Source organism: Comamonas endophytica (assembly GCF_023634805.2).
GTDB lineage: Bacteria > Pseudomonadota > Gammaproteobacteria > Burkholderiales > Burkholderiaceae_C > Comamonas > Comamonas endophytica.
Window position 1 is genome coordinate 3317556 of record NZ_CP106881.1, and the last position, 22458, is coordinate 3340013.

At 67.9% G+C, this 22458-nt stretch carries 18 protein-coding genes and 1 tRNA gene; 11 read left to right on the top strand and 8 right to left on the bottom strand.

The features are described 5' to 3' along the window. Window positions 1-18: 18 nt before the first annotated feature. On the bottom strand, window positions 19-1857 hold the full coding sequence (locus M9799_RS15130; RefSeq protein WP_231044702.1) for a gamma-glutamyltransferase family protein: 1839 nt from the start codon (window positions 1855-1857) through the stop codon (window positions 19-21). 107 nt (window positions 1858-1964) lie between these two features. Between M9799_RS15130 and M9799_RS15135 the strand changes: the two genes are divergently transcribed. Then, on the top strand, window positions 1965-2906 hold the full coding sequence (locus M9799_RS15135) for a LysR family transcriptional regulator (RefSeq protein WP_231044703.1): 942 nt from the start codon (window positions 1965-1967) through the stop codon (window positions 2904-2906). Window positions 2907-2912: 6 nt separating this feature from the next. Here the strand turns inward: M9799_RS15135 and M9799_RS15140 are convergent, their stop codons facing one another. The 5 genes from M9799_RS15140 to M9799_RS15160 form a co-directional block, all read right to left on the bottom strand. After that, window positions 2913-3122, bottom strand: a complete 210-nt coding sequence (locus M9799_RS15140; protein WP_231044704.1) for a hypothetical protein — start codon at window positions 3120-3122, stop codon at window positions 2913-2915. Window positions 3123-3206: 84 nt separating this feature from the next. Then, window positions 3207-4007 (bottom strand): ABC transporter ATP-binding protein, encoded by an 801-nt coding sequence (locus tag M9799_RS15145; RefSeq protein WP_231044705.1) that lies wholly within the window; start codon window positions 4005-4007, stop codon window positions 3207-3209. Next, entirely contained in the window at window positions 4004-4933 is a 930-nt protein-coding gene (gene ntrB, locus M9799_RS15150; RefSeq protein ID WP_231044706.1) for a nitrate ABC transporter permease, read from the bottom strand. The genes M9799_RS15145 and ntrB overlap by 4 nt, the downstream gene beginning before the upstream one ends. Window positions 4934-4973: 40 nt before the next feature. Next, entirely contained in the window at window positions 4974-6218 is a 1245-nt protein-coding gene (locus M9799_RS15155; protein WP_231044707.1) for a CmpA/NrtA family ABC transporter substrate-binding protein, read from the bottom strand. 416 nt (window positions 6219-6634) lie between these two features. Beyond that, window positions 6635-7258, bottom strand: coding sequence for an ANTAR domain-containing response regulator (locus tag M9799_RS15160; RefSeq protein WP_231044708.1), 624 nt, complete (start codon window positions 7256-7258; stop codon window positions 6635-6637). Between the two features lie 146 nt (window positions 7259-7404). On the opposite strand from M9799_RS15160, the gene M9799_RS15165 reads away from it, so the two are divergent. The 6 genes from M9799_RS15165 (at window position 7405) to M9799_RS15190 (ending at window position 14866) form a co-directional block, all read left to right on the top strand. Then, window positions 7405-8388 carry a LysR substrate-binding domain-containing protein gene (locus M9799_RS15165; RefSeq protein WP_231044709.1) on the top strand — a complete coding sequence of 328 codons (984 nt, stop codon included), beginning with the start codon at window positions 7405-7407 and terminating at the stop codon, window positions 8386-8388. Window positions 8389-8631: 243 nt separating this feature from the next. After that, window positions 8632-9630 (top strand): N-carbamoyl-D-amino-acid hydrolase, encoded by a 999-nt coding sequence (locus M9799_RS15170; RefSeq protein WP_231044710.1) that lies wholly within the window; start codon window positions 8632-8634, stop codon window positions 9628-9630. Between the two features lie 2 nt (window positions 9631-9632). Further along, complete coding sequence (locus M9799_RS15175; protein ID WP_231044711.1) at window positions 9633-10667, top strand: threonine ammonia-lyase; 1035 nt, start codon at window positions 9633-9635, stop codon at window positions 10665-10667. Between the two features lie 97 nt (window positions 10668-10764). Further along, window positions 10765-11766 carry a Bug family tripartite tricarboxylate transporter substrate binding protein gene (locus M9799_RS15180; RefSeq protein WP_231044712.1) on the top strand — a complete coding sequence of 334 codons (1002 nt, stop codon included), beginning with the start codon at window positions 10765-10767 and terminating at the stop codon, window positions 11764-11766. 381 nt (window positions 11767-12147) lie between these two features. Then, window positions 12148-12224: transfer RNA gene (locus M9799_RS15185), tRNA-Gln, on the top strand. Window positions 12225-12427: 203 nt separating this feature from the next. Then, window positions 12428-14866: a membrane-bound PQQ-dependent dehydrogenase, glucose/quinate/shikimate family gene (locus M9799_RS15190; RefSeq protein WP_231044713.1), complete on the top strand. Its 2439-nt coding sequence runs from the start codon at window positions 12428-12430 to the stop codon at window positions 14864-14866. 81 nt (window positions 14867-14947) lie between these two features. Here M9799_RS15190 and M9799_RS15195 read toward each other — a convergent pair whose 3' ends face one another. Both M9799_RS15195 and M9799_RS15200 read right to left on the bottom strand, forming a co-directional pair. Next, on the bottom strand, window positions 14948-15460 hold the full coding sequence (locus M9799_RS15195; RefSeq protein WP_231044714.1) for a Dps family protein: 513 nt from the start codon (window positions 15458-15460) through the stop codon (window positions 14948-14950). Between the two features lie 94 nt (window positions 15461-15554). After that, window positions 15555-16382, bottom strand: a complete 828-nt coding sequence (locus M9799_RS15200; protein WP_231044715.1) for a DNA/RNA non-specific endonuclease — start codon at window positions 16380-16382, stop codon at window positions 15555-15557. Window positions 16383-16510: 128 nt separating this feature from the next. On the opposite strand from M9799_RS15200, the gene M9799_RS15205 reads away from it, so the two are divergent. The 4 genes from M9799_RS15205 (at window position 16511) to putA (ending at window position 22444) form a co-directional block, all read left to right on the top strand. Beyond that, window positions 16511-16762 (top strand): putative hemolysin, encoded by a 252-nt coding sequence (locus M9799_RS15205; protein ID WP_231044716.1) that lies wholly within the window; start codon window positions 16511-16513, stop codon window positions 16760-16762. A gap of 123 nt (window positions 16763-16885) precedes the next feature. After that, window positions 16886-17953 (top strand): 6-pyruvoyl trahydropterin synthase family protein, encoded by a 1068-nt coding sequence (locus M9799_RS15210; RefSeq protein WP_231044717.1) that lies wholly within the window; start codon window positions 16886-16888, stop codon window positions 17951-17953. Beyond that, the gene (queE, locus tag M9799_RS15215; RefSeq protein ID WP_231044718.1) at window positions 17950-18585 is read left to right on the top strand and encodes a 7-carboxy-7-deazaguanine synthase; all 636 of its coding nucleotides are present in this window, start codon (window positions 17950-17952) and stop codon (window positions 18583-18585) included. Before M9799_RS15210 ends, queE begins: the two co-directional genes overlap by 4 nt. 127 nt (window positions 18586-18712) lie before the next feature. After that, entirely contained in the window at window positions 18713-22444 is a 3732-nt protein-coding gene (gene putA / locus M9799_RS15220; protein WP_231044719.1) for a bifunctional proline dehydrogenase/L-glutamate gamma-semialdehyde dehydrogenase PutA, read from the top strand. Window positions 22445-22458: the final 14 nt, after the last annotated feature.

The following is a 22458-nucleotide window of genomic DNA, read 5'->3' on the forward strand; positions in this document are numbered from 1 at the left end:
AAAGGAAAGGAAAGGGAATCAGCGGCCGACGGCGTAGCCCTGCATGCCGCGCGGATTGGCGGCGGCGCGCAGCAGCAGCCGGCCCTGGGCGTCGCGCTCGCGCGAGCAGGCGGACATGCGGCTTTCGGACCAGGCGTCGCCGATCTTGACCTCATGGCCCGCGGCGCGCAGCGCGGCGATCTCCTCGGGCGCGAAACGCGATTCGAGGGTCAGCTGGTTGAGTTTGGTCTGGCGCGGCCAGAAGGACGCGGGGAAATGGTCGATATGCCAGGCGGGCGCGTCGATGGCTTCCTGCAGGTTCATGCCGTGCACCGCATGGCGCAGGAAAAAGGCCGGAGACCATTGGTCCTGCTGGTCGCCGCCAGGGGTGCCGAACACCATGTAGGGCTCGCCATCGCGCAATGCCAGCGAGGGCGACAGGGTGGTGCAGGGCATGACGCGCGGCGTCACGGTGTTGGGCAGGCCCTCGTCCATCCAGGTCATCTGCAGGCGGGTGTTGATGGCGAAGCCCAGCGCCGGCACGACCGGGCTCGACGACAGCCAGCCGCCCGAGGGCGTGGCCGCGACCATGTTGCCGTCCCTGTCGATCACGTCGATATGGCAGGTGTCGCCGACGAACACTTCGCGCTCGGCCCATTCGCTGACCGGGGGCAGCGCGGCGAAGGTGGGCTCGCCGATGCCGAAGCGCATGTCGGCGGTGCGCAGCGTGCGCTCGGCCACCTGCAGGTCGGGCAGGCGCGGCGCGAAGCCCTGCGGGGCGCCGGGGCGCAGCTCGGCCGAGGCGCGTTCGCCGGTCTCCTGCCAGCGCGCGCGCAGGTAGTCGTCGGACAGCAGCGCCATTTGCGCGGCGCGCTGCGCGCCAGGCGCGTCGCCATACCAGGCGAGGCGGTCAGCCATCGCCAGCTTGGCGGCCTCGGCAATGCGGTGCACGAAGCCCGCGGTGTGGGGCAGGTGGCTGCCAAGGTCGGCGTGGCGCAGCATGCCGATCTGCTGCAGGAAGGCCGGGCCCTGGCTCCAGAAGCCGCACTTGGCCAGCGTGTAGCGGCCGAAGTCCAGCGTCAGCGGTTGCTCGATAGTGGCTTCCCAGTTCGCCATGTCGTCGTAGCGCAGCAGGCCGCCATGGCGCTCGCCGCTGGTGTCCTGCACCTTTTCTGTGCGGTAGTAGCGGTCGATCTCGTTGGCGACGAAGCCGCGATACCAGATGTTGATGGCCGCGTCGATCTGTTCGGTGCGGCTGGTGGAGCGTGCCTGCGCCTCGTGCAGCAGCCGCTCGAAGGTGCCGGCCAGCTTCGGCAGGCGAAACAGTGCACCGGGTTGGGGCACGCGCCCGCCCGGCAGCCAGACCTCGGCGGAGCTGGTCCACTGTTCGCGGAACAGGTCCTGCACCGCGTAGATCGCCTGCACCGCGCGCGGGATCAGCGGGAAGCCGTCGCGCGCATAGCCGATGGCGGGGGCCAGCACATCGGCCAGAGACCAGGTGCCGTGCTCGCGCAGCATCGTCATCCAGGCGCCGAAGGCGCCCGGCACGGTGGCGGGCAGCATGCCGATGCCCGGCACCTGCTCGAAGCCCAGGCGGCGGAAGGCTTGGGCGTCGGCTTCGGCCGGCGCGACGCCCTGGCCCTTGATGGACTGGGACTGCTGCAGGCGCTCGCTCCACAGCAGGATCGGTACCTCGCCGCCCGGGCCGTTGAGGTGCGGCTCGACCACCTGCAGCACGAAGCCGCCGGCAACCGCCGCGTCGAATGCGTTGCCGCCGCGCTCGAGCACGCCCATGGCGGTTTGCGAGACCAGCCAATGGGTGGACGAGACCACGCCAAAGGTGCCGGTGATTTCTGGACGGGTGGTGAATGCGCTCATCTGGTGCGTCTGGATGCAATGAAAGAAGGCTCGAACTATAGAAGCATGGAATAGGCCAGGGTGAATGAATTCGTATCGAGTCATGCATCGCAGGCTATAGTTCTGGCATGAGCCTGCAAACCATTGAACGCGCCATCAATGCCCGCCTGAAGCTGCGCCACTACCGCCTGATCGTGGCGCTCGAGCGCCACCGCTCGATCACGCGCGTGGCCGAGATCCTGGGCAGCAGCCAGCCCACCGTGACGCGCGCGCTGGCCGATATCGAGGACATCTTCCATGCCGTGCTGTTCGAGCGCACCGGGCGCGGGCTGGAGCCGACGGCGGCGGGCAGGGTGGTGATTGCGCACGCGGCGCATGCGATCGCCGAGAACGACGAACTGCTGGTCGAGCTCGACGGCGTGCGCGCCGGGCGCCAGGGCCGGCTGCGCGTGGGCGTGCTGCCCTATGCCTCGACGCGGGTGCTCGACAGCACCTGGTCCTACCTGTTCTCGCTGCGGCCGAAGATCGCCACGGTGTCGACCGAGGATGTGACGGGAAACCTGTTTGCGGCGCTGCGCGCGCGCACGCTGGACTGCGCGATCTGCCGCTTCTCGCAAGGCGATCCGGGCGATTCCATCGAGCAGGTGCTGCTCTACCACCAGCAGCCGCGGCTGGTGGTGGCCAAGCCCAGCGCCGCGCTGCTGACGCGCTATCCGGAGGTGGACATCGCGCGCCTGTCTGAGATGGACTGGATCCTGCCGCCGCCCGACACGCCGATCCGCGGCGTGATCGACGCGATCTTCTCGGCCGCGGGGCGCCGCGTGCCCACCCCGGCGCTCGAGGCCTACGCCGTGCGCACCATCACCTCGGCGCTGCGCAACCTGCCGCGCGGCATCACCGTGCTGCCCGACGACATCGCCCAGGCGGTCTGCGCGGGCGGGGCGGCCGAAGTGCTGGAGCAGGTGCTGCCCTGGAGCCTGCCGCCCGTGGGGCTGGCCTGGCTGCGCAACTCGCCGAAGATCGAGCTGATCGACGGCCTCAAGCAGGCCGTTCTGGGGCGCATGGCCTGAGCCGGATCACAGGCCCGTGGCGTCCAGTGCCGGCGGGCGCAGCAAGTCCTTGTCGATGCCCATGACTTCGCTGGCGCGTTCCATGGCGGTCCACAGCTGTGCCGGCATCTTCAGGATTTCCTCAGGCGTCTCGGCGCGCGCGATCCAGGCCGCGATCTCGTTGTGCTGCTCGCGCGTCAGCAGGTCCAGGTGCAGCATTTCGTCGATGGTTTTCATGAATCAGCGGCTTTCGTAGGGCCAGGATGCCCGGTCAGCATCCTGAGCTCCAATATACCGCCGTCCCAGGGTGGTCGCCGCGCTTCAGGCGGCTTTTTCCACATGCGCCTGGCGCGTGTAGAGGAAGTCCATCACCGCCTGGCGGCAGCGCAGGTATTCGGGGTCGGTGGCCAGCGCCACGCGCCGGCGCGGGCGCGGGATGTCGACCTGCAGGATCTCGCCGATGTGCGCCGCCGGACCATTGGTCATCATCACGATCTTGTCTGACAGCAGCACGGCTTCATCGACATCGTGCGTGACCATGACCACGGTGCTGCGCGTGCGCGCGACGATCTCCAGCAGTTCGTCCTGCAGCTTGGCGCGCGTGAGCGCATCGAGCGCGCCGAAGGGCTCGTCCATCAGCAGCACCTGCGGCTCCATCGACAGCGCGCGCGCGATGCCCACGCGCTGCTTCATGCCGCCGGAGATCTCGCCGGGGCGCTTGTCGCGCGCATGGGCGAGGCCCACCAGTGCCAGCGCCGCCTCGCTGCGCTCCTTCAGCTGGGCGCGGCTCTCGGCCTGGCCGAACACGCGCTCCACGGCGAGATGCACGTTCTCGTAGCAGGTGAGCCAGGGCAGCAGGGAGTGGTTCTGGAAGACCACCGCGCGCTCGGGCGCCGGGCCCTGGATCTCGCGGTTGGCGCACAGCAGCACGCCGCGGGTGGGCGTGGTGAGCCCGGCAATCAGGTTCAGCAGCGTCGATTTGCCGCAGCCGGAATGCCCGATCAGCGCGACGAAGTCGCCCTTGGAAATGCGCAGATCGATGTTCTCCAGCGCCAGGAACGGGCCCTTGGCCGTCTTGAAGCTTTGCGAGATGCCTTGCAGCTCGATGAATCGGTCGCTCATGATTTCACCTCTTCATAAGTAAAGGCCTTGGCGATCTGTACCAGAAGCAGCTCCAGTCCCAGGCCCACCAGGCCGATCACGCCAATGGCGATCAGGATGTTCGTGACGTTGAGGTTGTTCCATTCGTCCCAGACCCAGAAGCCGATGCCCACGCCCCCCGTGAGCATCTCGGCCGCGACGATCACCAGCCAGGCCGTGCCCACGGCCAGGCGCACGCCGGTCAGCATGTAGGGCAGCACCGAGGGCAGCAGGATCTTCGTGGCGATCTTCCATTCGGAGAGATTGAGCACGCGCGCCACGTTCATGTAGTCCTGCGGCACGCGCTGCACGCCGATCGCGGTGTTGATCACCATCGGCCAGATCGAGCAGATGAAGATGGTCCAGATGGCGGCGGGATTGGCACCCTTGAAGACCAGCAGGCCGATGGGCAGCCAGGCCAGCGGCGAGACCGGCTTGAGCAGGCTGATGATCGGATTGAACATCTTCGACAGGAAGCGAAAGCGCCCGATCACGAAGCCCGCGGGAATGCCGACCAGGGCCGCCAGGCCGAAGCCGATGGCCACGCGCTCGAGCGAGGCCAGCACGTTCCAGCCCACGCCCTGGTCGTTCGGGCCGTTGCTGTAGAACGGATCGCTAAACAGCTCGACGGCCTGGTCGAAGGTGGCGGCCGGGCCGGGAATGCTCTGGCTCGTGGCTATCGAGATGCCGGCCCAGGCCAGCACCAGCAGCGCCAGGCCCAGCAGCGGCGGCACGGTGGCGCGCACCGCTTGCTGGACATGGGGCGCCAGCCGGCTGGGCGGCCGGGCGCCGGCTTGCACAGGCGCCTTGGCCAGCAGCGTGGGCTCGGTGGCAGCGGATTCCACGGGCTCGGCCGGGCGGGCAGGGCGCAGCGGCGCGGCCGCGGGCGACAGGATCTGTGTGTTCATCGTGCTTTCCTTGGATGGGAGGCAGGGGCCGGCGCCGGGCTCAGGCCTTGATCTTGAAACCGTCGGCGTACCGTTGTGGCTGCGTGCCGTCCCACACCACGCCGTCGATGAGCTTGCTGCTGCGCAGGTCGCCCTTGGGCAGCGGCGTCTTCGAGGCCGTGGCCGCCTGCTTGTAGAGCTCGATGCGGTTGATGGACTTCGCCACCGCGAGATAGTCCGGATGGTCCTTGAGCAGGCCCCAGCGCTTGTGCTGCGTGAGGAACCACATGCCGTCCGAGAGGTAGGGGAAGTTCACCGCGCCCTCGTTGTAGAACTTCATGTGGTCGGGGTCGTCCCAGGTCTTGCCCATGCCGTTCTGGTAGCGGCCCAGGATGCGCTGGTTGATCGCATCGACGCTGGTGTTCACATAGGACTTGGCGGCAATGGTTTCGGCCATCCGGCTCTTGTTGGCCATGCTGGCATCGATCCAGCGTCCGGCCTCGAGAATGGCGGCGGTGACGGCGCGCGCGGTGTTCGGGTACTTGTCGGCGAATTCGGCCGTGCAGCCCAGCACCTTCTCGGGATGGTCCTTCCAGATTTCCTGGGTGGTGGCGGCCGTGACGCCGATGCCGTCCATGATCGCGCGGTGGTTCCATGGCTCGCCGACGCAGAAGCCGTCCATGTTGCCGACGCGCATGTTGGCCACCATCTGCGGCGGCGGCACGGTGATGACCTTGGCCTCCTTCATCGGATTGATGCCGTTGGCTGCGAGCCAGTAGTACAGCCACATTGCATGCGTGCCGGTGGGGAAGGTCTGCGCGAAGGTGTATTCGCGCTTCTCGCTGGCCATCAGCCTGGCCAGGCCCGCGCCGTTGACGGCGCCCTTGTCGGCGAGCTTCTTGGCCAGCGTGATGGCCTGGCCGTTGTTGTTCAGGTTCATCAGCACGGCCATGTCCTTCTTCGGCCCGCCAATGCCCAGATGCACGCCGTAGACCAGGCCATAGAGCACATGCGCGCAGTCGAGCTCGCCATTGACCAGCTTGTCGCGCACGCCGGCCCAGCTCGCTTCCTTGGTGGGAATGATCTTGACGCCGTATTTCTGGTCGATGCCCAGCACCGAGGCCATCACCACGCTGGCGCAGTCGGTGAGCGGAATGAAGCCGATCTTCACTTCCTTCTTCTCGGGTGCGTCCGAGCCCTGGGCATGCACCAGCGCGCGCAGCGCGGGGGAGATCCCCGCGGCGCCCACGGTCGCGGCTTGCAATACGGTGCGGCGCTGGAGTCCGGCTTTCATCAGGTCGGGCATATGCAGTCTCGGCAAAAAAAGTGGCAAAAAAAAGGCGTCCACATCACGCGTCCAGGCGGGGCCTGGGCACTGGGATGGGGACGCCTTTGTCCGGTGAGCGGCAATCGATCGTTGAATGCCGGTCGGTGGGTCTTCATTGACCCTGGATAGCTTCAAGCAAGTTCGGTGCCAGGCAGTGGAGTGTCTTGGGGTCTATTAAAACGATAGCAGGCGAAGCAAGGAGCGAGCGGGGCGGAGTGCCATCCAGTGTCGGCCCCACGATGGATTGGACGATGCGCCATTACCGTGCGTGTGTGCTGAGTTGGGGCGTGAAAAGCGCGCTCTATTCGTGGCGTGGCCGCTCATGCTTCGACAAGCTCAGCACGAACGGAAATGACCCGTTCGTCCTGAGCCTGCCGAAGGATGTCGATGCAGCTTCAACCCAGCAACTCCGCCGCGTCAATCATCCTCTGCGCGATCTGCACCATCTTGACGCCCTTGTCCATTGCAAGCTTGCGCAGGCGGTCGTAGGCCTCCTTTTCGCTCAGCGCCTGGCGCTGCATCAGGATGCCCTTGGCGCGGTCGATGGTCTTGCGGTCCTTGAGCTCGTCGCGCGCGTTCTGCAGCTCGGCGCGCAGCGACTGCTCGTGCTGGAAGCGCGCCATCGCCACCTGCAGGATCGGGCGGATGCGCTGCGGCGACAGCCCCTCGACGATATAGGCGCATACGCCCGCGGCCACCGCATCGGGTACATGGGTGGTGTCGGGGTCGTTGGTGAACAGCACGATCGGGCGGCGCTCGCCACGCGTGGCCATGACCACATGCTCCAGCGCATCGCGCGCCTCGCTTTCGGCGTCGACGATGATCAGGTCGGGGTGCAGCTGCGCGATGCGCTCGTGCAGGAAGACATCGGCAGGCAGCGTGGCCACCACATCGTATTGGGCCTCGAGCAGGCCCATGCGCAGCGAGCGTGATCTTTCGAGCTGCTGCTCGGCATGCTCCTGCTCGTCGGCGAGAAGCGGGTCCGGGACGATGACCACGATGCGCAGGGATTGAGTCATGGGTGTTCGACAAGCAAGAAAAATGCCATTCGGTGTCTTGTTTCGTTGCGTTACGTCGCTGGGGCGCGCAGTGGAAAGGCCCTGTGCTGCACCTTTGGCGTGCTCCTTGCTTGCGATTCCAGGTGTTCCCGCCCCAGGCCTGTCCCATGTCCGCCACCCCTTTATCCCCACCCGTGCCGCTGAACCTGCGGCAGATCGAAGTCTTCCACGCCATCATGCTGGCCGGCACGCTCAGCGGCGCCGCGCGCATGCTGTGCGTGTCGCAGCCCGCCGTGAGCCGCATGCTGGCGACGGCCGAGAGCCGGCTGCGCATGCTGATGTTCGAGCGCGTGCGCGGACGGCTGCAACCCACGCCCGAGGCGCAGCGGCTGTTTTGCGAGGTGCAGGGCATCATCGATGGCGTGCGCCGCTTCAACACGCTGGCCGCCGACATGGCGGTGGGCACGCATGGCGAGCTGTCGCTGGTCTCCAGCCCGAGCTATGCCGAATGGCTGATGCCCGTCGCCATCCGGCGCTTTCGCGCGCGCTACCCCGAGGTGCGCATCAAGTACCGGCCGCTGCCCTTCGATGCGCTGCTGCCGCATGTGCTGCTGGGACATGCCGATCTGGCGATCTCCTCGATGCCCGCGCCGCCGAGCGCGAACGTCGCGGCGCGCGCCATCGGCCAGGGTTTCATCGAATGCGCGGTGCCCGAGCGCCATCCGCTGGCGCAGGCCGAGTCCGTGGGCGCGGCCGATCTGCTGGGCCAGACCTTCATCAGCTATGGTGGCGACACCCCCTTCGGCAACCTGGCCGCGGACTTCTTCGCCGCTGCCGGGCTGGCGCTGCGCGCCGATGTGGAGATCCGCTCCACGCCCGAGGCCATGGGCCTGGTGCGCGCCGGCGTGGGCGTGGCGCTGATCGAGGCCTTTGGCGCGCGCCGCCCGAGCCAGGACGGCGTGGTGCTCAAGCCACTGCGGCCCATGCTCTCGCATCGCATCTACCAGATCCATGCCAACACCAGCCCGCTGTCGGCAATGGCCAAGGAATTCCTGGCCACCGTCAAGCGGTTGCTCAAGGAAGAGGGGCGGGATGCGGTGCCCGCGCCCGGGGTGCACGACACCGCGCGCGTTCTGGTGCACCGGGCCTGAAAGCGCCGTTGCCGCCATTGCACGGCCGCGGGCAGGGCACATCACCTTTTGTCGCAAACCCATAACCACAGGTTAAGGGCAGGGCAGCTGAAGCCAGTGCCGGGGTTGGACAAATCCCTTGCGCAACAAACACTTGCGCCGCGGTCGAGGCATTTTCCGGCGGGCTGCAAAGGTGGTTCTGGCGTATTTGGCGGTGCGCGCCGCGCTGCCGATGATGGCGCCAGATTCACTTGAATGACCGCTATGAAACGTCTCATCACCGTGGCCGCTGCCCAGCTTGGCCCGATCCAGAAAGCCGAAGGCCGCGATGTGGTCGTGGCGCGCATGGTGCGCCTGCTCGAACAGGCGCACCGCAAGGGCGCGCATGTCGTGGTGTTCCCGGAGCTCGCCTTCACCACCTTCTTTCCGCGCTGGTATGTGGAGGACCTCGACGAGGCCGATGGCTGGTACGAGCAGACGCTGCCCTCGCCGGCAACGCAGCCGCTGTTCGATGCCATCCGCCGCTACGGCCTGACCTGCTATCTGGGGTATGCGGAAATCGCCCATGAGCCCGACGAGAACGGCGTGCTGCGCAAGCGCCGCTTCAATACCTCGGTGGTGATCGCACCCTCGGGCGAGATCGTGCTGAAGTACCGCAAGATCCATCTGCCGGGCCACAAGGAATTCTCCACGCTGCGCAAGGTGCAGCATCTGGAAAAGCGCTATTTCGAGGTCGGCAACCTGGGCTTCCCGGTGGTGCGGGCGCCCGTGGGCCCGGTCGATGGCGTGAACCTGGGCATGCTGATCTGCAACGACCGCCGCTGGCCCGAGGCCTGGCGCGAGCTGGGACTGCAGCAGGTCGAGCTGACCATGCTGGGCTACAACACGCCGGCCGTGAACCAGGAAAACCGCGGCTTCGAGGCGCACCATCTGCGCAACTTCCATTCGCAGCTGTCGATACAGGCGGGCTGCTACCAGAACGCGACCTTTGGCGTGGGGGTGGCCAAGGCCGGCAACGAGGACGGTTTCGAGCTCATGGGCCACTCGATCATCGTCAACCCGCAAGGCGAGATCATGGCCATGGCCACCAGCTGGGATGACGAACTGGTGGTGGCCGACTGCAACCTGGCGATGTGCGAGCTGGGCCGCACCACCATCTTCAACTTCGCGCAGCACCGCCGCCTCGAAGCCTACCAGCGTCTCGCATCGCAGACCGGCAGCAGCGCACCTGCCGTATGGCAGCCGGGCCAGGGCGAGGTGTGATGATGGCCGCTTCGCTTCCCACCTCCATAGAGCACGCCATGCTCGGCGCGATGGCCGTGCCGCGCTTTGCCGATGTCCAGGCCGCGGCGCAGGCGATCGCGCCGCATGTGCAGCGCACGCCGCTGCTGCGTTCGGCCGCGCTCGATGCCATTGCCGGCGGCCCGGTCTGGCTCAAGGCCGAGAACCTGCAGACCACGGGCTCGTTCAAGCTGCGCGGCGCCTTCAATGCGCTGCTGGCGCTGAACGCCGAGCAGCGCGCGCGCGGCGTGGTCGCCTATTCGACGGGCAACCATGGCCAGGCCATTGCCTGGGCCGCGCGCCAGCTGGGCGTGCCGGCGACCATCGTCATGCCTGTCGATGCGCCGAAGAACAAGATTGCGCGTGCGCTGGCCCAGGGCGCGCAGGTCGTGCATTACGACCGCGAAAAGCAAAGCCGCGAGGACATCGGCATGCGCCTGCTGGCCGAGACCGGCGGCACGCTGGTGCCGCCCGGCGACCATCCGCAGGTGCTTGCTGCCCAGGGCACGGTGGCACTCGAGGCGCTGGAAGACCTGCCGGCCGAGGTGCGCGGCGCACTGGGCCTGTTTGCCGCCCCCTGCGGCGGCGGCGGCCTGATGGCCGGCTGCTGCCTGGCGCTCGATGCGCTCAGCCCGGGCGCACGCCGCGTGGCCGTCGAGCCCGCGGCCTTCGACGATACCGTGCGCTCGCTCGCGAGCGGCCGGCGCGAGAGCAACGCCGCGGGCGCGCGCACGCTGTGCGACGCGCTGCAGGCCGCCACGCCGGCCGAGCTGCCCTTTGCCATCAACCAGCCGCTGCTCAGCGCAGCCGTGGCCGTGAGCGATGACGAAGTGGCGCGCGCCATGCGCTTTGCGCTCGAGGAGCTGCACCTGGTGGTCGAGCCCGGCGGCAGCGTGGCGCTGGCGGCTTTGCTGGCTGGCAAGCTGCGGCTTGAAGGGCGCAGCGCCGTGATCGTGCTGTCCGGCGGCAATGTCGACATGGCGCTGCTGCAGGCCGTGATGGCCAAGACCGATGCCTGAAGACCAGAACAACGAGGCCGGCGCCACCGCCCAGCGGTGCAGCCCGGCCCAGGAGACTGCAAACCCTGTGTTCACCGCGTTCCAGAAAGTCCCCAACATGTTGCGTTTTTCCTTTTCCTCCCTGCCTTCGCGCCGCCTGCTGCTCAAGAGCCTGGCCGCACCCCTGGCCGCGCTGGCACTGTGCGGCCATGCGCAGGCAGCGTTTCCCGACAAGCCGATCACGCTGATCGTGCCCTTCAACGCTGGCACGACGCCCGACATGGTCTCGCGCCTGCTGGCCGAGGCGGTGAGCCGCGACATCGGCCAGCCGGTGGTGGTGATGAACCGCGTGGGCGCCTCCGGCATCATCGGCACCCAGGCCGTGGCCAATGCGCCGGCCGACGGCTACACCATCGGCTTCGCCAATGTGGCGACGCTGGCCATCAACCAGTCTCTGTACAAGAAGCTGCCCTATGACGCCGACAAGCAGCTGGCGCCGGTGGCCCTGATCGGCTCGGTGCAGAACGTGCTGGCCGTGCGCAGCAGCCTGGGCGTGAAAGACGTCGCGGGGCTGGTGGCGCTGGCGAAGCAGCAGCCCGGCAAGCTGACGGTGGCCTCGGGCGGCAACGGCACGACGGGCCATCTGAGCGCGGAGATGTTCAAGAGCATGGCCGGGGTGTCCATCGTGCACATTCCCTACAAGGGCGGCCTCGAGGCCGACCTGGCGCTGCTGCGCGGGGAGGTGGATGTGGTGTTCGAGAACATCACTTCGATCGCGCCGCATCTCAAGGGCGACAAAGCCGTGGCGCTGGCCGTCACCGGCGCCATGCGCGACCCCCGGCTGCCGCATCTGCCCACGCTGGCCGAAAGCGGCCTGGCCAACTACCAGGCCGTGGCCTGGAACGGCTACGTTGCGCCGGCGGGTGTCGATGCGAAGGTGCTGGACTTCCTGAACGCGGCATTCAACAAGGCATTGTCTTCGCCTGCCGTCAAGCAGCAGCTCAATGCCCAGGCCTACGAGGTGCATGTGGGTCCGCGCCAGGCGCTGTTCGAGTTGGCAAAGAAAGAACGCCCGGTCTGGGCCGATGTCATCCGCCGCTCGGGCGCGACGCTGGATTGATCCAGGCGTGAAGCGGGATGGGCAGGGCGCATGCTGAATGGGGCGGCCGCCATGCCTGAACCAGCGGGCGCCATGCCGGCTTGGCCCGTGTGGTTGCCTGCGACGCTGTGCCAGGATAGCCTGGCACAGCGTGTTCCCAGTCCGGCATACCTCTATGAATGCAGCTTACATGCTAGGGGGTGGAGATGAAGTCCGGTTACAGTGGGGATTGACCTGGAGCGCCGGATGGCCTCGGACGGTTTCCAGGCACGCTGGCGGTAATCCGGACTTTGTCCGGCACCCCAGCCAGCGCGGCACTGCGGCTCGAAACAGGATTTTTTTGCATTTTTGCGCGATTTCGTTTCAAGCGCTTTTTTGCGATGCTATGATTGCGTTCATTGCAGGGGAGTCGCCAAGTTGGTTAAGGCACTGGATTTTGATTCCAGCATGCGAAGGTTCGAATCCTTCTTCCCCTGCCACCCTATTCGCCCCGGTTGCTTTCAGCAGCCGGGGCTTTTTCATTTTCGCTTCGAAAATGCATGTGCCGCATTAATTCGGGATTACCCTTATAGACCGCGTCATGTGCATGGCTGGTAGCACGCGAGCACAATCGCCCGTGTTCAGATGGTCGCCGTGCCTTCCGCATGGCGCGGACGGCCTCGTCTTTGGAAGCGGAGTGAAAATGGAAAACAACACAACTTCAAACCTGGGCAAGTGGCGCATATGGCTGTATGTGCTGGCCTTGGTGCTGCTGGCGGCCGGCCTGTATTTCGTGATTGGCGGCGGCGTGCTGATAGCGCGCGGCGGCAGCTGGTACTTCACGATCGCCGGCTTGTTTCTCGTGGCGGCGGGCGTGCAGATGGCCCGCGCGCGCGCTTCGGGCGCGTGGCTCTATCTGCTGGCGCTGGCGGGTACCGCGGTATGGGCGCTGGCCGAAGTCGGCCTCGACTTCTGGGGCCTGATCTCGCGCCTGCTGGCGCTGGTGTTCCTGGGCGTCGTCGTCGCGTTCACGTTGCCGCTGCTCAACCGTGCCGAGGGCCGCGCCGCGGCGCGCCGACCCGGCATCGTGATCGGCGCGGTGCTGGCCGTGCTGGGCCTGTGGGGCTTCGTAGGCATGTTCCAGAAGCACCCCGAAGTGGCGGCCCAGGCGCCCGCGGCGCAGCAGGTGCCGATCGCGCCCGGAGCGGAGCAGAAGGATTGGGCCCATTACGGCAATGATGCCGGCACGCAGCGCTTTGCCGCGCTGGACCAGATCAATGCCGAGAACGTCAGGGAGCTGGAAGTGGCCTGGACCTTCCAGCATGGCGACGTGCCGCAATCCACCGGTGCCGGCGCCGAAGACCAGCTCACGCCGATGCAGATCGGCGACAAGCTGTTCCTTTGCACGCCGCACAACAACGTGATCGCGCTCGATGTGGACACCGGCAAGCCATTGTGGCGCCGCGACTTCAACGCGTCGGTGGGCGGCGTCTGGGAACGCTGCCGCGGGCTGGCGTATTTCGACGTGAACGCCGCCATTGCCGCGCCGACGGTGCCAGGCTCGACCCCGGTCACGCCGGTGTCGCTGCCGGCTTCGGGCGGCTGCGAGCGCCGCGTGATCATGAACACCATCGATGCGCGCCTGGTGGCCATCAACGCCGACAACGGCGAGATGTGCGCCGAGTTCGGCAGCCAGGGCGTGGTGGATCTCAAGGCCCACATGGGCGCGGTGGCCAACCCGGCCTACTACACCATGACCTCGGCGCCCACGGTGGCCGGCACGACGATCGTCGTTGGCGGGCGCGTGGCGGACAATGTGCAGGTGGACATGCCCGGCGGCGTGATGCGCGGCTTCGACGTGGTCACCGGCCGCATGCGCTGGCACTTCGATCCGGGCATGAGCGACCCCAATGCGCCGCTGCAGGGCAACGAGAACTTCAAGCGTTCGACGCCCAATGTGTGGGCCGGCATCTCCTATGACCCGGCGATGAACACCGTGTTCCTGCCCGTGGGCTCGGCCTCGGTCGACCTGTACGGCGGCACGCGCACCGCGCTGGACCGCAAGTACGGCGCCTCGGTGCTGGCGCTCGACGCCGAGACCGGCAAGGAGAAGTGGGTCTACCAGACCGTGCACAACGACCTGTGGGACTTCGACGTGCCGATGGCGCCTTCGCTGATCGACTTTCCCAAGGCCGATGGCTCCAGGGTGCCGGCCGTCGCGGTGGCGACCAAGGCCGGCCAGATCTATGTGCTCGACCGCATGACGGGCCGGCCCCTGACCGAGGTGCAGGAAAAGGAGGTCAAGCCCGGGCGCATCGCCAATGAAGCCTATGCCAAGACCCAGCCGGTCTCGACGGGCATGCCGCAGATCGGCGCCTACACCCTGCGCGAAGCCGACATGTGGGGCGCCACGCCCTTCGACCAGCTGCTGTGCCGCATCGACTTCAAGGGCATGCGCTACGACGGGCTGTACACCGTGCCCGACACCGACAAGTCCCTGTCCTTCCCCGGCTCGCTGGGCGGCATGAACTGGGGCGGCATGTCCGTCGATCCCAACAACCAGCTGCTGTTCATCAACGACATGCGCCTGGGCCTGTGGGTGACGATGGTCGAGCAGAAGCAGGATGCCAAGCTGTCGGAGGGCGGCGAGTCGCCCAATGCCGGCATGGGCGAGGTGCCGCTGGGCGGCACGCCGTATTCGGTGGTGAAGAACCGCTTCCTGTCGCCGCTGCAGATTCCCTGCCAGAAGCCGCCTTTCGGTACCATGACCGCCGTCGATCTGAAGACGCAAAAAGTGGCCTGGCAGGTGCCGCTGGGCACGGTGCAGGACACCGGCCCCTATGGCATCAAGATGCTGCTGCCGATGGAAGTCGGCATGCCCACGCTGGGCGGCTCGGTGGCCACGCAGGGCGGCCTGGTGTTCTTTGCCGGCACGCAGGATTACTACCTGCGCGCGCTGGAGTCCGCCACCGGCAAGGAAGTCTGGAAGAAGCGCCTGCCCGTGGGCAGCCAGGGCACGCCCATCACCTACAAATCGCCCAAGACCGGCAAGCAGTATGTGGTGATCTCGGCCGGCGGCGCGCGCCAGTCGGTGGACCGCGGCGACTATGTGATTGCCTACGCGCTGCCCGACAAGCGCTGAGCCCAATGAACAGGGCCGGCAAGCCGGCCCTTGATCTCCAAAGCCACCTGCGGGTGGCTTTTTTCATGGTGCCCGCAGGGCTTACTGCTCCACCAGCAGCGAGCGCAGCATCCAGGCGGTCTGCTCGTGCACCGACAGGCGCTGCGTCAGAAGGTCGGCGGTGGGCTCGTCCGAAGCCTCGTCGACGATCGGCAGCATGGCGCGCGCCGTGCGCGCCACCGCTTCGTGGCCATTGACCAGGATGCGCACCATCTCCATTGCCGCGGGCGGCGTGGAGGGAGCGTCATCGAGCGAGGCCAGCGCGCCGTACTGGGCATACGACCCAGGCGCGACATGGCCGAGCGCGCGGATGCGCTCGGCAATCAGGTCGGCTGCGTTCCACAGTTCCGTGTACTGCTCCATGAACATCTGGTGCAGGCTGTTGAACATCGGGCCGGTGACGTTCCAGTGGAAGTTGTGCGTCGTCAGGTACAGCGTGTAGTTGTCGGCCAGCAGGCGCGACAGGCCTTCGGCGATGGCCTGGCGGTCCTCGGCCGAGATGCCGATGTTGATGGCATGCGATTGCGCTGTGGGGGAGACGGATTTCTTGGGCACGGCTGGCTCCTTTGCAAAGAGTGGATGAAATCGGCGCGCAGATGCGTAGACGCGACAGCGACCACTTTATCGCGTTCTGCGGCGTGCCGGCGTCTCACGGGGTCGGAGATTCCGCTGCGCTGGCGTGCGGCGCGGCCGCGCGTGCGCAGCCTTTGCCGGCATGCAGCGCGCGGGCGGCGGGCGGCAGGAAGCGAATGCGCGTGCGCTGCACCAGCTCCTCGTAGCTGATGGTCGGCAAAACCGTGGTGTCGGGGGCGTTGGCCAGCCAGTGGGCCCAGCTCCTGCCGCTGCAGGGGTCGTAGACCAGCTTGAACAGATGGCTGGGCACCTGCACCCGGCCGGCGCCGATGGTGGGCGCGTCGGCCGCAAACACCGGGCCGGTGTAGACGTAGACATCGGCCTGGGCGCGCAGCACGTACTGGCGCGTCTGCTGCTCGATCTGCGCCCAGGCGCCACCATTGAAGCGTTGGTCCTGCGGCACCATGTTGGCCAGGCTGAAGCTTTGCTTCATGGCCTCGCGGGTGCTCATGTCGCCGGCCGGCGCCATATGGCCGCGCGAATAGCCCGAGCCGCGGTAGTCGGTCAGCTCCGCACGCTCGGGGGGGGGCAGGCGCGTATCGGCAAAGAAGCGGTTGCTGCGCTTTTGCCCGCGCGCGGCGTCGATCGTGGCGCGGTCGAGGTGCTCGACGACGAACACCGGGGTCTTGGAGGTGCCGCTGTGCAGCACCGCAAAGGCGCTGTAGCACAGTTCGCGCTGCCCGGGCTCCGGCGGCACCCGGGGCGGGGCCTGTGCGGGAAAGAATTGCGGGCACTCGGCAAAGCGCGTGCTGTCGGGCGAGAACTGCGGCGCGGGCCGCAGCGCGCAGCCGGCCAGCAGCGCCAGCAGGCTGGCGGCGGCGCACTGGCGCCAGTATTCGGACATGCAAACCCACCGGCGCCGGGCAGGGGCTGCCCGCGGCGTCGGGCTGCATGGCAAGGCGGCGGTATCCGGCATGGCAGCACCCCTGGGTTCCTATGATAGGAAGCGAAGGGTTCGCAAAGAGAGAAACCATGCATCGGTATCCGATTCGCGGCGCCGCCTGCCTGCTGTCCGCAGCGCTGATGGCGGCCTGCACCCCGCAGCCCGTGCAGCCGCCGCGGCCGGCGGGGCTGGTCACTCCCGCCACTACCTTCTGCCATGCGCAGGGCGGCCGCACTTTGCTGGGCTACACGGCCGAGGGCCGCGAAACGCTGTGCTTCCTGCCCGACGGCTCGCTGGTCGACGAGTCGCAGCTGTACCGCCGCGAGCATCCCTGCAAATAACGCGCGCCGCCGGAAGCCCCTGTGGTCCAAGGGTCCGCGCCGGCCCCGCCACCTTACCATGACAGGCAGAATTCACCTTTGCGGCGGGCATGAAGCGCCTGCCGCGGTTTGTGAATGAGCGACATGAATACCGAGATTTTCTACACCGCCGCCGCCACCTTCGAGGCCGCGCGGCAACTGGGCGGGCTTGCGCCCGCGCACCCGGCAGGCCGCCTGCATGGACATGGCTTCAACGCACGCGTGCAGTGCACCATTCCCGCGGACTGGGCCGCGTTTCCCGGCGGCGAGGTCGAGCAGCTGCAGCAGCGGCTGGCGGCGGCCGTTGCCCGGCTCGATTACCGGAATCTGAATGATCTGCTGCCCGAGCCCAGTGATATCGAGCTGGCGCGCTGGATCGCGCAGCAGCTGGCTGACCCGGCACTGGGCCACCTGGAAGTCGGCGTGGACAGCACCGCACAGCAAGGCGCGGTGCTCGATGCCGCGGGCCAGGCCCAGTTCTGGCGCCGCTATGTATTTCAGTCGGCGCACCGCCTGCCGAATGTGCCCGCGGGCCACAAGTGCGGACGCATGCATGGCCATGGCTTCGAGGCCATCGTGCAGGCCGGCGGCCATGTCGATTACGACCAGCTCGACGCGCTCTGGGCGCCCCTGCAGCAGGAGCTGCACTATGCCTGCCTCAACGAGATCGAGGGGCTGGAGAACCCGACCAGCGAGATGCTCTCGGGCTGGATCTGGCGCCGGCTGAAGCCGCAGTTGCCGACGCTGTCGCAGGTCACGGTCTTCGAGACCGCCTCGTGCGGCGCGCGCCACGACGGCCAGCGCTATCGCATCTGGAAGGACATGACGCTCGACAGCGCGCGCCAGCTGCGCCGCGCGCCCGAGGGGAGCCTGCACCGGCGCCTGCAGGGCCACACCTATACGCTGCGCCTGCACCTGAGTGCGCCGCTGGACCAGATCATGGGCTGGACGGTGGATTTCGGCGATGTGAAGCAGCTGTTCAACCCGCTGTTCAAGGCGCTCGACCATCAGCCACTGCATGAAATCCCGGGTCTCGAGGACTGCGACACGGCAAGCCTGGCGCGATGGATCCTGGCGCAGGCGCGGCAGGACTTGCCGCAGCTCGATGGCGTGGAACTGTACGAGACGCGCGGCTGCGGCGCGCTGGTCTCGCTGGCCGGAGCCACGCAATGACCTATACCGTCAAGGAAATCTTCTACACGCTGCAAGGCGAGGGCGGCCAGGCCGGGCGCGCGGCAGTGTTCTGCCGCTTTGCCGGCTGCAATCTCTGGACCGGCCGCGAGAAGGACCGCGCCAAGGCGATCTGCCAGTTCTGCGACACCGATTTCGTCGGCACCGATGGCGAGGGCGGCGGCAAGTTCGCCACGGCCGAGGCGCTGGCGGCCAAGGTGCATTCGCTGTGGCCCGACTCGCCTTCGGGCCGCCCGCTGGTCGTGTGCACCGGCGGCGAGCCGCTGATGCAGCTGGACCAGGCACTGGTCGATGCGCTGCATGCCCAGGGCTTCGAGATTGCGGTGGAAACCAACGGCACCCAGCCGGCGCCCCGGGGACTGGACTGGATCTGCGTGAGCCCCAAAGCCGGCGCGCCGCTGGTGCTGACCGAGGGCTCGGAGCTCAAGCTGGTGTTTCCGCAGCCCGGCGCGATGCCGGAGCAGTTCGCGCATCTGGCGTTCACGCACCACTTCCTGCAGCCGATGGACGGGCCGCAGCAGCAGCGCAATACGCGGCTGGCGATCGAGTACTGCATGGCGCATCCGCAGTGGCGGCTGTCGATACAGACGCACAAGGTGGTTGGCATTGCGTAAGTAGCAACAGACGCGGCGCGGCCAAGCTTATCGCCGCGACCGGAAACGGATACGCTGGCTTCTTGCATCTTTTCGCCGGAAGGACTGGTGCGGCCGCCGCAACGCAGCGGCTTGCATCTGCAAGACCATGCTGCTAGCCTCCACAACCGCTTTCGCGCCACGCAGCGCCGAGCCCAACCCGCTGCGCGAGGCCATCGCCCGCGCCCAGGCGCTGACAGAACCCGAAACCGTTGCGCCGTTGCTGGCGCAGGCGCGTGTGCCTGACGCGCTGGAGCAGGCCATCGAGGCCACCGCGGCGCGGCTGACGCGTGGCCTGCGCGCGCGCAGCAACGGGTTCTCGGCAGGCATGGTGCAGGGCATGCTGCAGGAATTCTCCCTGGCATCCGAAGAGGGCATCGCGCTGATGTGCCTGGCCGAGGCGCTGCTGCGCATTCCCGATGCCGCCACGCGCGACGAGCTGATACGAGACAAGATCGGCGGGGGCGCATGGCAGGGCCATCTGGGCAAGAGTCCGCATCTTTTTGTCAATGCCACCGTGTGGGGCCTGTTGCTCACCGGGCGGCTGGTGGAGGCACCCGAGCCGTCGGGCATGAGCGCATCGCTGCACCGGCTGGGCGCAAAGGGGGCGGAGCCGCTGGTGCGCGCCGCGGTGGATGCTGCGGTGGGGCTGATGGCGCGGCAGTTCGTGGCCGGCGAGAGCATCGAGCAGGCGCTGGCCCGGGCACGCGCGCGCGAGGCCCAGGGCTTTCGCCATTCCTACGACATGCTGGGCGAAGCCGCGCTGACCGAAGCGCAGGCGCAGCACTATCTGGCGGCTTACTGCCATGCCATCGAAGCCGTGGGCCGCGCGGCATTGGGGCGCGGCATCCATGACGGGCCCGGGGTGTCGATCAAGCTGACGGCGCTGCATCCGCGCTACAGCCGGGCGCAGTACGCGCGTGTCATGTCCGAGCTCTATCCGCGCCTGCTCCGGCTGGCGCGCGCGGCGCGCAGCCATGGCATCGCGCTGCATATCGATGCCGAGGAATCCGAGCGGCTGGAGCTGTCGCTGGATCTGCTGGAAAAACTCTGCCAGGCGCCCGAGCTTGCAGGCTGGAACGGCCTGGGCTTCGTGCTGCAGGCCTACCAGAGGCGCTGCGCCAGCGCCATCGACTTCGTTATCGATCTGGCGCGCCGACACCAGCGCATGCTCCTGCTGCGGCTGGTCAAGGGCGCGTATTGGGACAGCGAGATCAAGCGCGCGCAGGTGCTGGGCCTCGACGGCTATCCGGTATTCACGCGCAAGGCCCATACCGATGTGTCATATATCGCCTGCGCGCGCCGACTGCTGGCCGCGCCCGATGCGGTGTACCCGCAGTTCGCCACGCACAACGCGCGCACGCTGGCAACCGTGTACCACCTGGCCGCGGCCGAGTTCCCGCAGGCGCGCTACGAATTCCAGTGCCTGCATGGCATGGGCGAGCCGCTGTACGAGCAGGTGGTGGGCAGTGCCGGACATGCTGGGCTGGGGCGCACCTGCCGCATCTATGCGCCCGTGGGCGGGCATGCGCATCTGCTGGGCTATCTGGTGCGGCGGCTGCTGGAAAACGGCGCCAATTCCTCCTTCGTGCACCAGGCGGCGGACACGGCGGTGGCCCTGCCAGCGCTACTGCATTCGCCGGTGGCGCGCATCGATGAGGCCGGCGAGATCGAAGGCGTGGCCGGGGCGGCCCATCCGAACATTCCCTTGCCTGCAGCGCTGTTTGGCGCGCGGCGCGCCAATTCGCGCGGCCTGGATCTGGCCGATGAATCCAGCGTGCAGGCCTTTGCCGCAGTGCTGGCACAGCAGCCGCGCCTGCTGGCCAAGCCATTGATCGCGCGGCCGCTGGAATCGACGCATGCGCCGCGGCCCGTGCACAACCCGGCGCGGCGCGAGGAGGTGGTGGGGCAGGTGCAGGAAGCCGATGCCGCACAGGTCGAGGCGGCGCTGGCCGAGGCCGGCGCCGGATTTGCCGCCTGGGGCCAGACGCCCGTGCCGCAGCGCGCCCAATGCCTGCTGCGCGCAGCCGATGCCTTCGAGCAGCAGATGCTGGAGCTGATGGCGCTGCTGGTGCGCGAGGGCGGCAAGACCGCGGCCAATGCGCTGGCCGAGGTGCGCGAGGCAGTGGACTTCCTGCGCTACTACGCCACGCAGGCTGCACGCGACTTCCACCCGGAAACGCACCGCGCGCTGGGGCCCGTGGCCTGCATCAGCCCCTGGAATTTCCCGCTGGCGATCTTCACGGGCCAGGTGGCGGCGGCGCTGGCCGCGGGCAATGCGGTACTGGCCAAGCCCGCGCGGCAGACTCCGCTGATCGCGGCGCACGCGGTTCGATTGCTGCATGCCGCGGGCGTGCCCCTGGCCGCGCTGCAGCTGCTGCCTGGCGCGGGGGCCGATGTCGGCTCGGCCTTGGTGGCCGATGCGCGCGTGATGGGCGTGGTGTTCACGGGATCGACGGAAGTCGCGCGGCAGCTGGCACAGGCGCTGAGCCACAGGCTGCGCCCCGATGGCCAGCCGGTGGTGCTGATTGCCGAAACCGGCGGGCTCAACGCCATGCTGGTGGATTCGACGGCGCTGGCCGAGCAGGCCGTGCCCGATATCCTGGCCTCGGCTTTCGACAGCGCGGGCCAGCGCTGCTCGGCGCTGCGCATCCTGTGCGTGCAGGAAGATTGCGCCGAGCCGCTGCTGCAGATGCTCGATGGCGCGATGCGGCAGCTGCAGGTGGGCGATCCGCGGCAGCTGGCCACCGATGTGGGCCCGGTGATCGACGCGCAGGCACAGGCCGGCATAGAGCAGCATGTCGAGGCGATGCGCGCCAAGGGATATGTGATGCGCCAGTGCGCGCTGCCTGCGGCTGCCGCGCAGGGCAGTTTCGTCGCGCCCACGGTGATCGAGATCGAACGCATGGGCGATCTCGAGCAGGAAGTCTTCGGGCCGGTGCTGCATGTGCTGCGCTATCCGCGCGCGCGCCTGGATGCGCTGCTGGGGCAAATCAACGGCACGGGCTATGGCCTGACCCAGGGGCTGCATTCACGGCTCACGGCAACCACGGCGCAGGTGACGGCCGCCTGCCGCGCCGGCAACCTGTATGTCAACCGCAATACCATTGGCGCCGTTGTCGGGGTGCAGCCCTTTGGCGGCGAGGGCCTGTCGGGCACCGGGCCCAAGGCCGGCGGGCCGCTGTACCTTCGCCGGCTGCTGGCAAGCCACCCGGCGGATGCGCGCGAAGTGCTGCTGCAGGAGGCGCTGGCGCCGCAGGATGCGCCCGGCCCGGCAATGCACCCGGCGCTGCAGGCGCTGCAGCGCTGGGCCGAGACCTCGATGCCGGCGCTGGCCGAGCGCTGCGCACTGTATGCGGGCCAGTCGCCGGCGGATCTGGAAGTGCTGTTGCCTGGCCCCACCGGGGAGCGCAACAGCTTGCGGCTGGTGGCGCGGCCGGCGACGCTGTGCCTGTCTTCCACCCCGGAAGGAGCGCTGTGGCTGCTGGCCGCGGTGCTGGCGGTGGGCGGCCATGCCGTCTGGCCCGCCGAGCTTGCCGCGCTGCATGCGCGCCTGCCGGCCCCGGTCGCCCGGCATCTGCTGCTGGTGAGCGATTGGGCACAGGCGCTGGCGGACCGGCGGGTGCGCGTCGATGCGGTGCTGCATGCGGGCCCGGCGGAATCCCTGCTGCCGTTGCAGCAGCGGCTTGCGGCGCGCGCTGGCGCGCTGCCGGCCTTGATCCATGTGGACGATGACGGGGCCCCCGTGCCGCTGGAGCGCTTGCTGATCGAGCGCGTGGTCAGCACCAATACGGCAGCGGCGGGAGGCAATGCTTCGCTGATGGCGCTGGGCGGGCATTGAGCTCGCTCAGGCTT

What these genes read in the sequence shown, in the direction of transcription:
- M9799_RS15180 (WP_231044712.1), top strand. Translation starts at nt 10,765, where the DNA reads ATGTTGCGTTTTTCCTTTTCCTCCCTGCCTTCGCGCCGCCTGCTGCTC.
- queE (WP_231044718.1), top strand. Translation starts at nt 17,950, where the DNA reads ATGACCTATACCGTCAAGGAAATCTTCTACACGCTGCAAGGCGAGGGC.
- M9799_RS15200 (WP_231044715.1), bottom strand. Translation starts at nt 16,382, where the DNA reads ATGTCCGAATACTGGCGCCAGTGCGCCGCCGCCAGCCTGCTGGCGCTG.
- M9799_RS15135 (WP_231044703.1), top strand. Translation starts at nt 1,965, where the DNA reads ATGAGCCTGCAAACCATTGAACGCGCCATCAATGCCCGCCTGAAGCTG.
- M9799_RS15175 (WP_231044711.1), top strand. Translation starts at nt 9,633, where the DNA reads ATGGCCGCTTCGCTTCCCACCTCCATAGAGCACGCCATGCTCGGCGCG.
- M9799_RS15190 (WP_231044713.1), top strand. Translation starts at nt 12,428, where the DNA reads ATGGAAAACAACACAACTTCAAACCTGGGCAAGTGGCGCATATGGCTG.
- M9799_RS15140 (WP_231044704.1), bottom strand. Translation starts at nt 3,122, where the DNA reads ATGAAAACCATCGACGAAATGCTGCACCTGGACCTGCTGACGCGCGAG.
- M9799_RS15210 (WP_231044717.1), top strand. Translation starts at nt 16,886, where the DNA reads ATGAATACCGAGATTTTCTACACCGCCGCCGCCACCTTCGAGGCCGCG.
- M9799_RS15170 (WP_231044710.1), top strand. Translation starts at nt 8,632, where the DNA reads ATGAAACGTCTCATCACCGTGGCCGCTGCCCAGCTTGGCCCGATCCAG.
- M9799_RS15160 (WP_231044708.1), bottom strand. Translation starts at nt 7,258, where the DNA reads ATGACTCAATCCCTGCGCATCGTGGTCATCGTCCCGGACCCGCTTCTC.
- M9799_RS15205 (WP_231044716.1), top strand. Translation starts at nt 16,511, where the DNA reads ATGCATCGGTATCCGATTCGCGGCGCCGCCTGCCTGCTGTCCGCAGCG.
- putA (WP_231044719.1), top strand. Translation starts at nt 18,713, where the DNA reads ATGCTGCTAGCCTCCACAACCGCTTTCGCGCCACGCAGCGCCGAGCCC.
- ntrB (WP_231044706.1), bottom strand. Translation starts at nt 4,933, where the DNA reads ATGAACACACAGATCCTGTCGCCCGCGGCCGCGCCGCTGCGCCCTGCC.
- M9799_RS15155 (WP_231044707.1), bottom strand. Translation starts at nt 6,218, where the DNA reads ATGCCCGACCTGATGAAAGCCGGACTCCAGCGCCGCACCGTATTGCAA.
- M9799_RS15145 (WP_231044705.1), bottom strand. Translation starts at nt 4,007, where the DNA reads ATGAGCGACCGATTCATCGAGCTGCAAGGCATCTCGCAAAGCTTCAAG.
- M9799_RS15165 (WP_231044709.1), top strand. Translation starts at nt 7,405, where the DNA reads ATGTCCGCCACCCCTTTATCCCCACCCGTGCCGCTGAACCTGCGGCAG.
- M9799_RS15130 (WP_231044702.1), bottom strand. Translation starts at nt 1,857, where the DNA reads ATGAGCGCATTCACCACCCGTCCAGAAATCACCGGCACCTTTGGCGTG.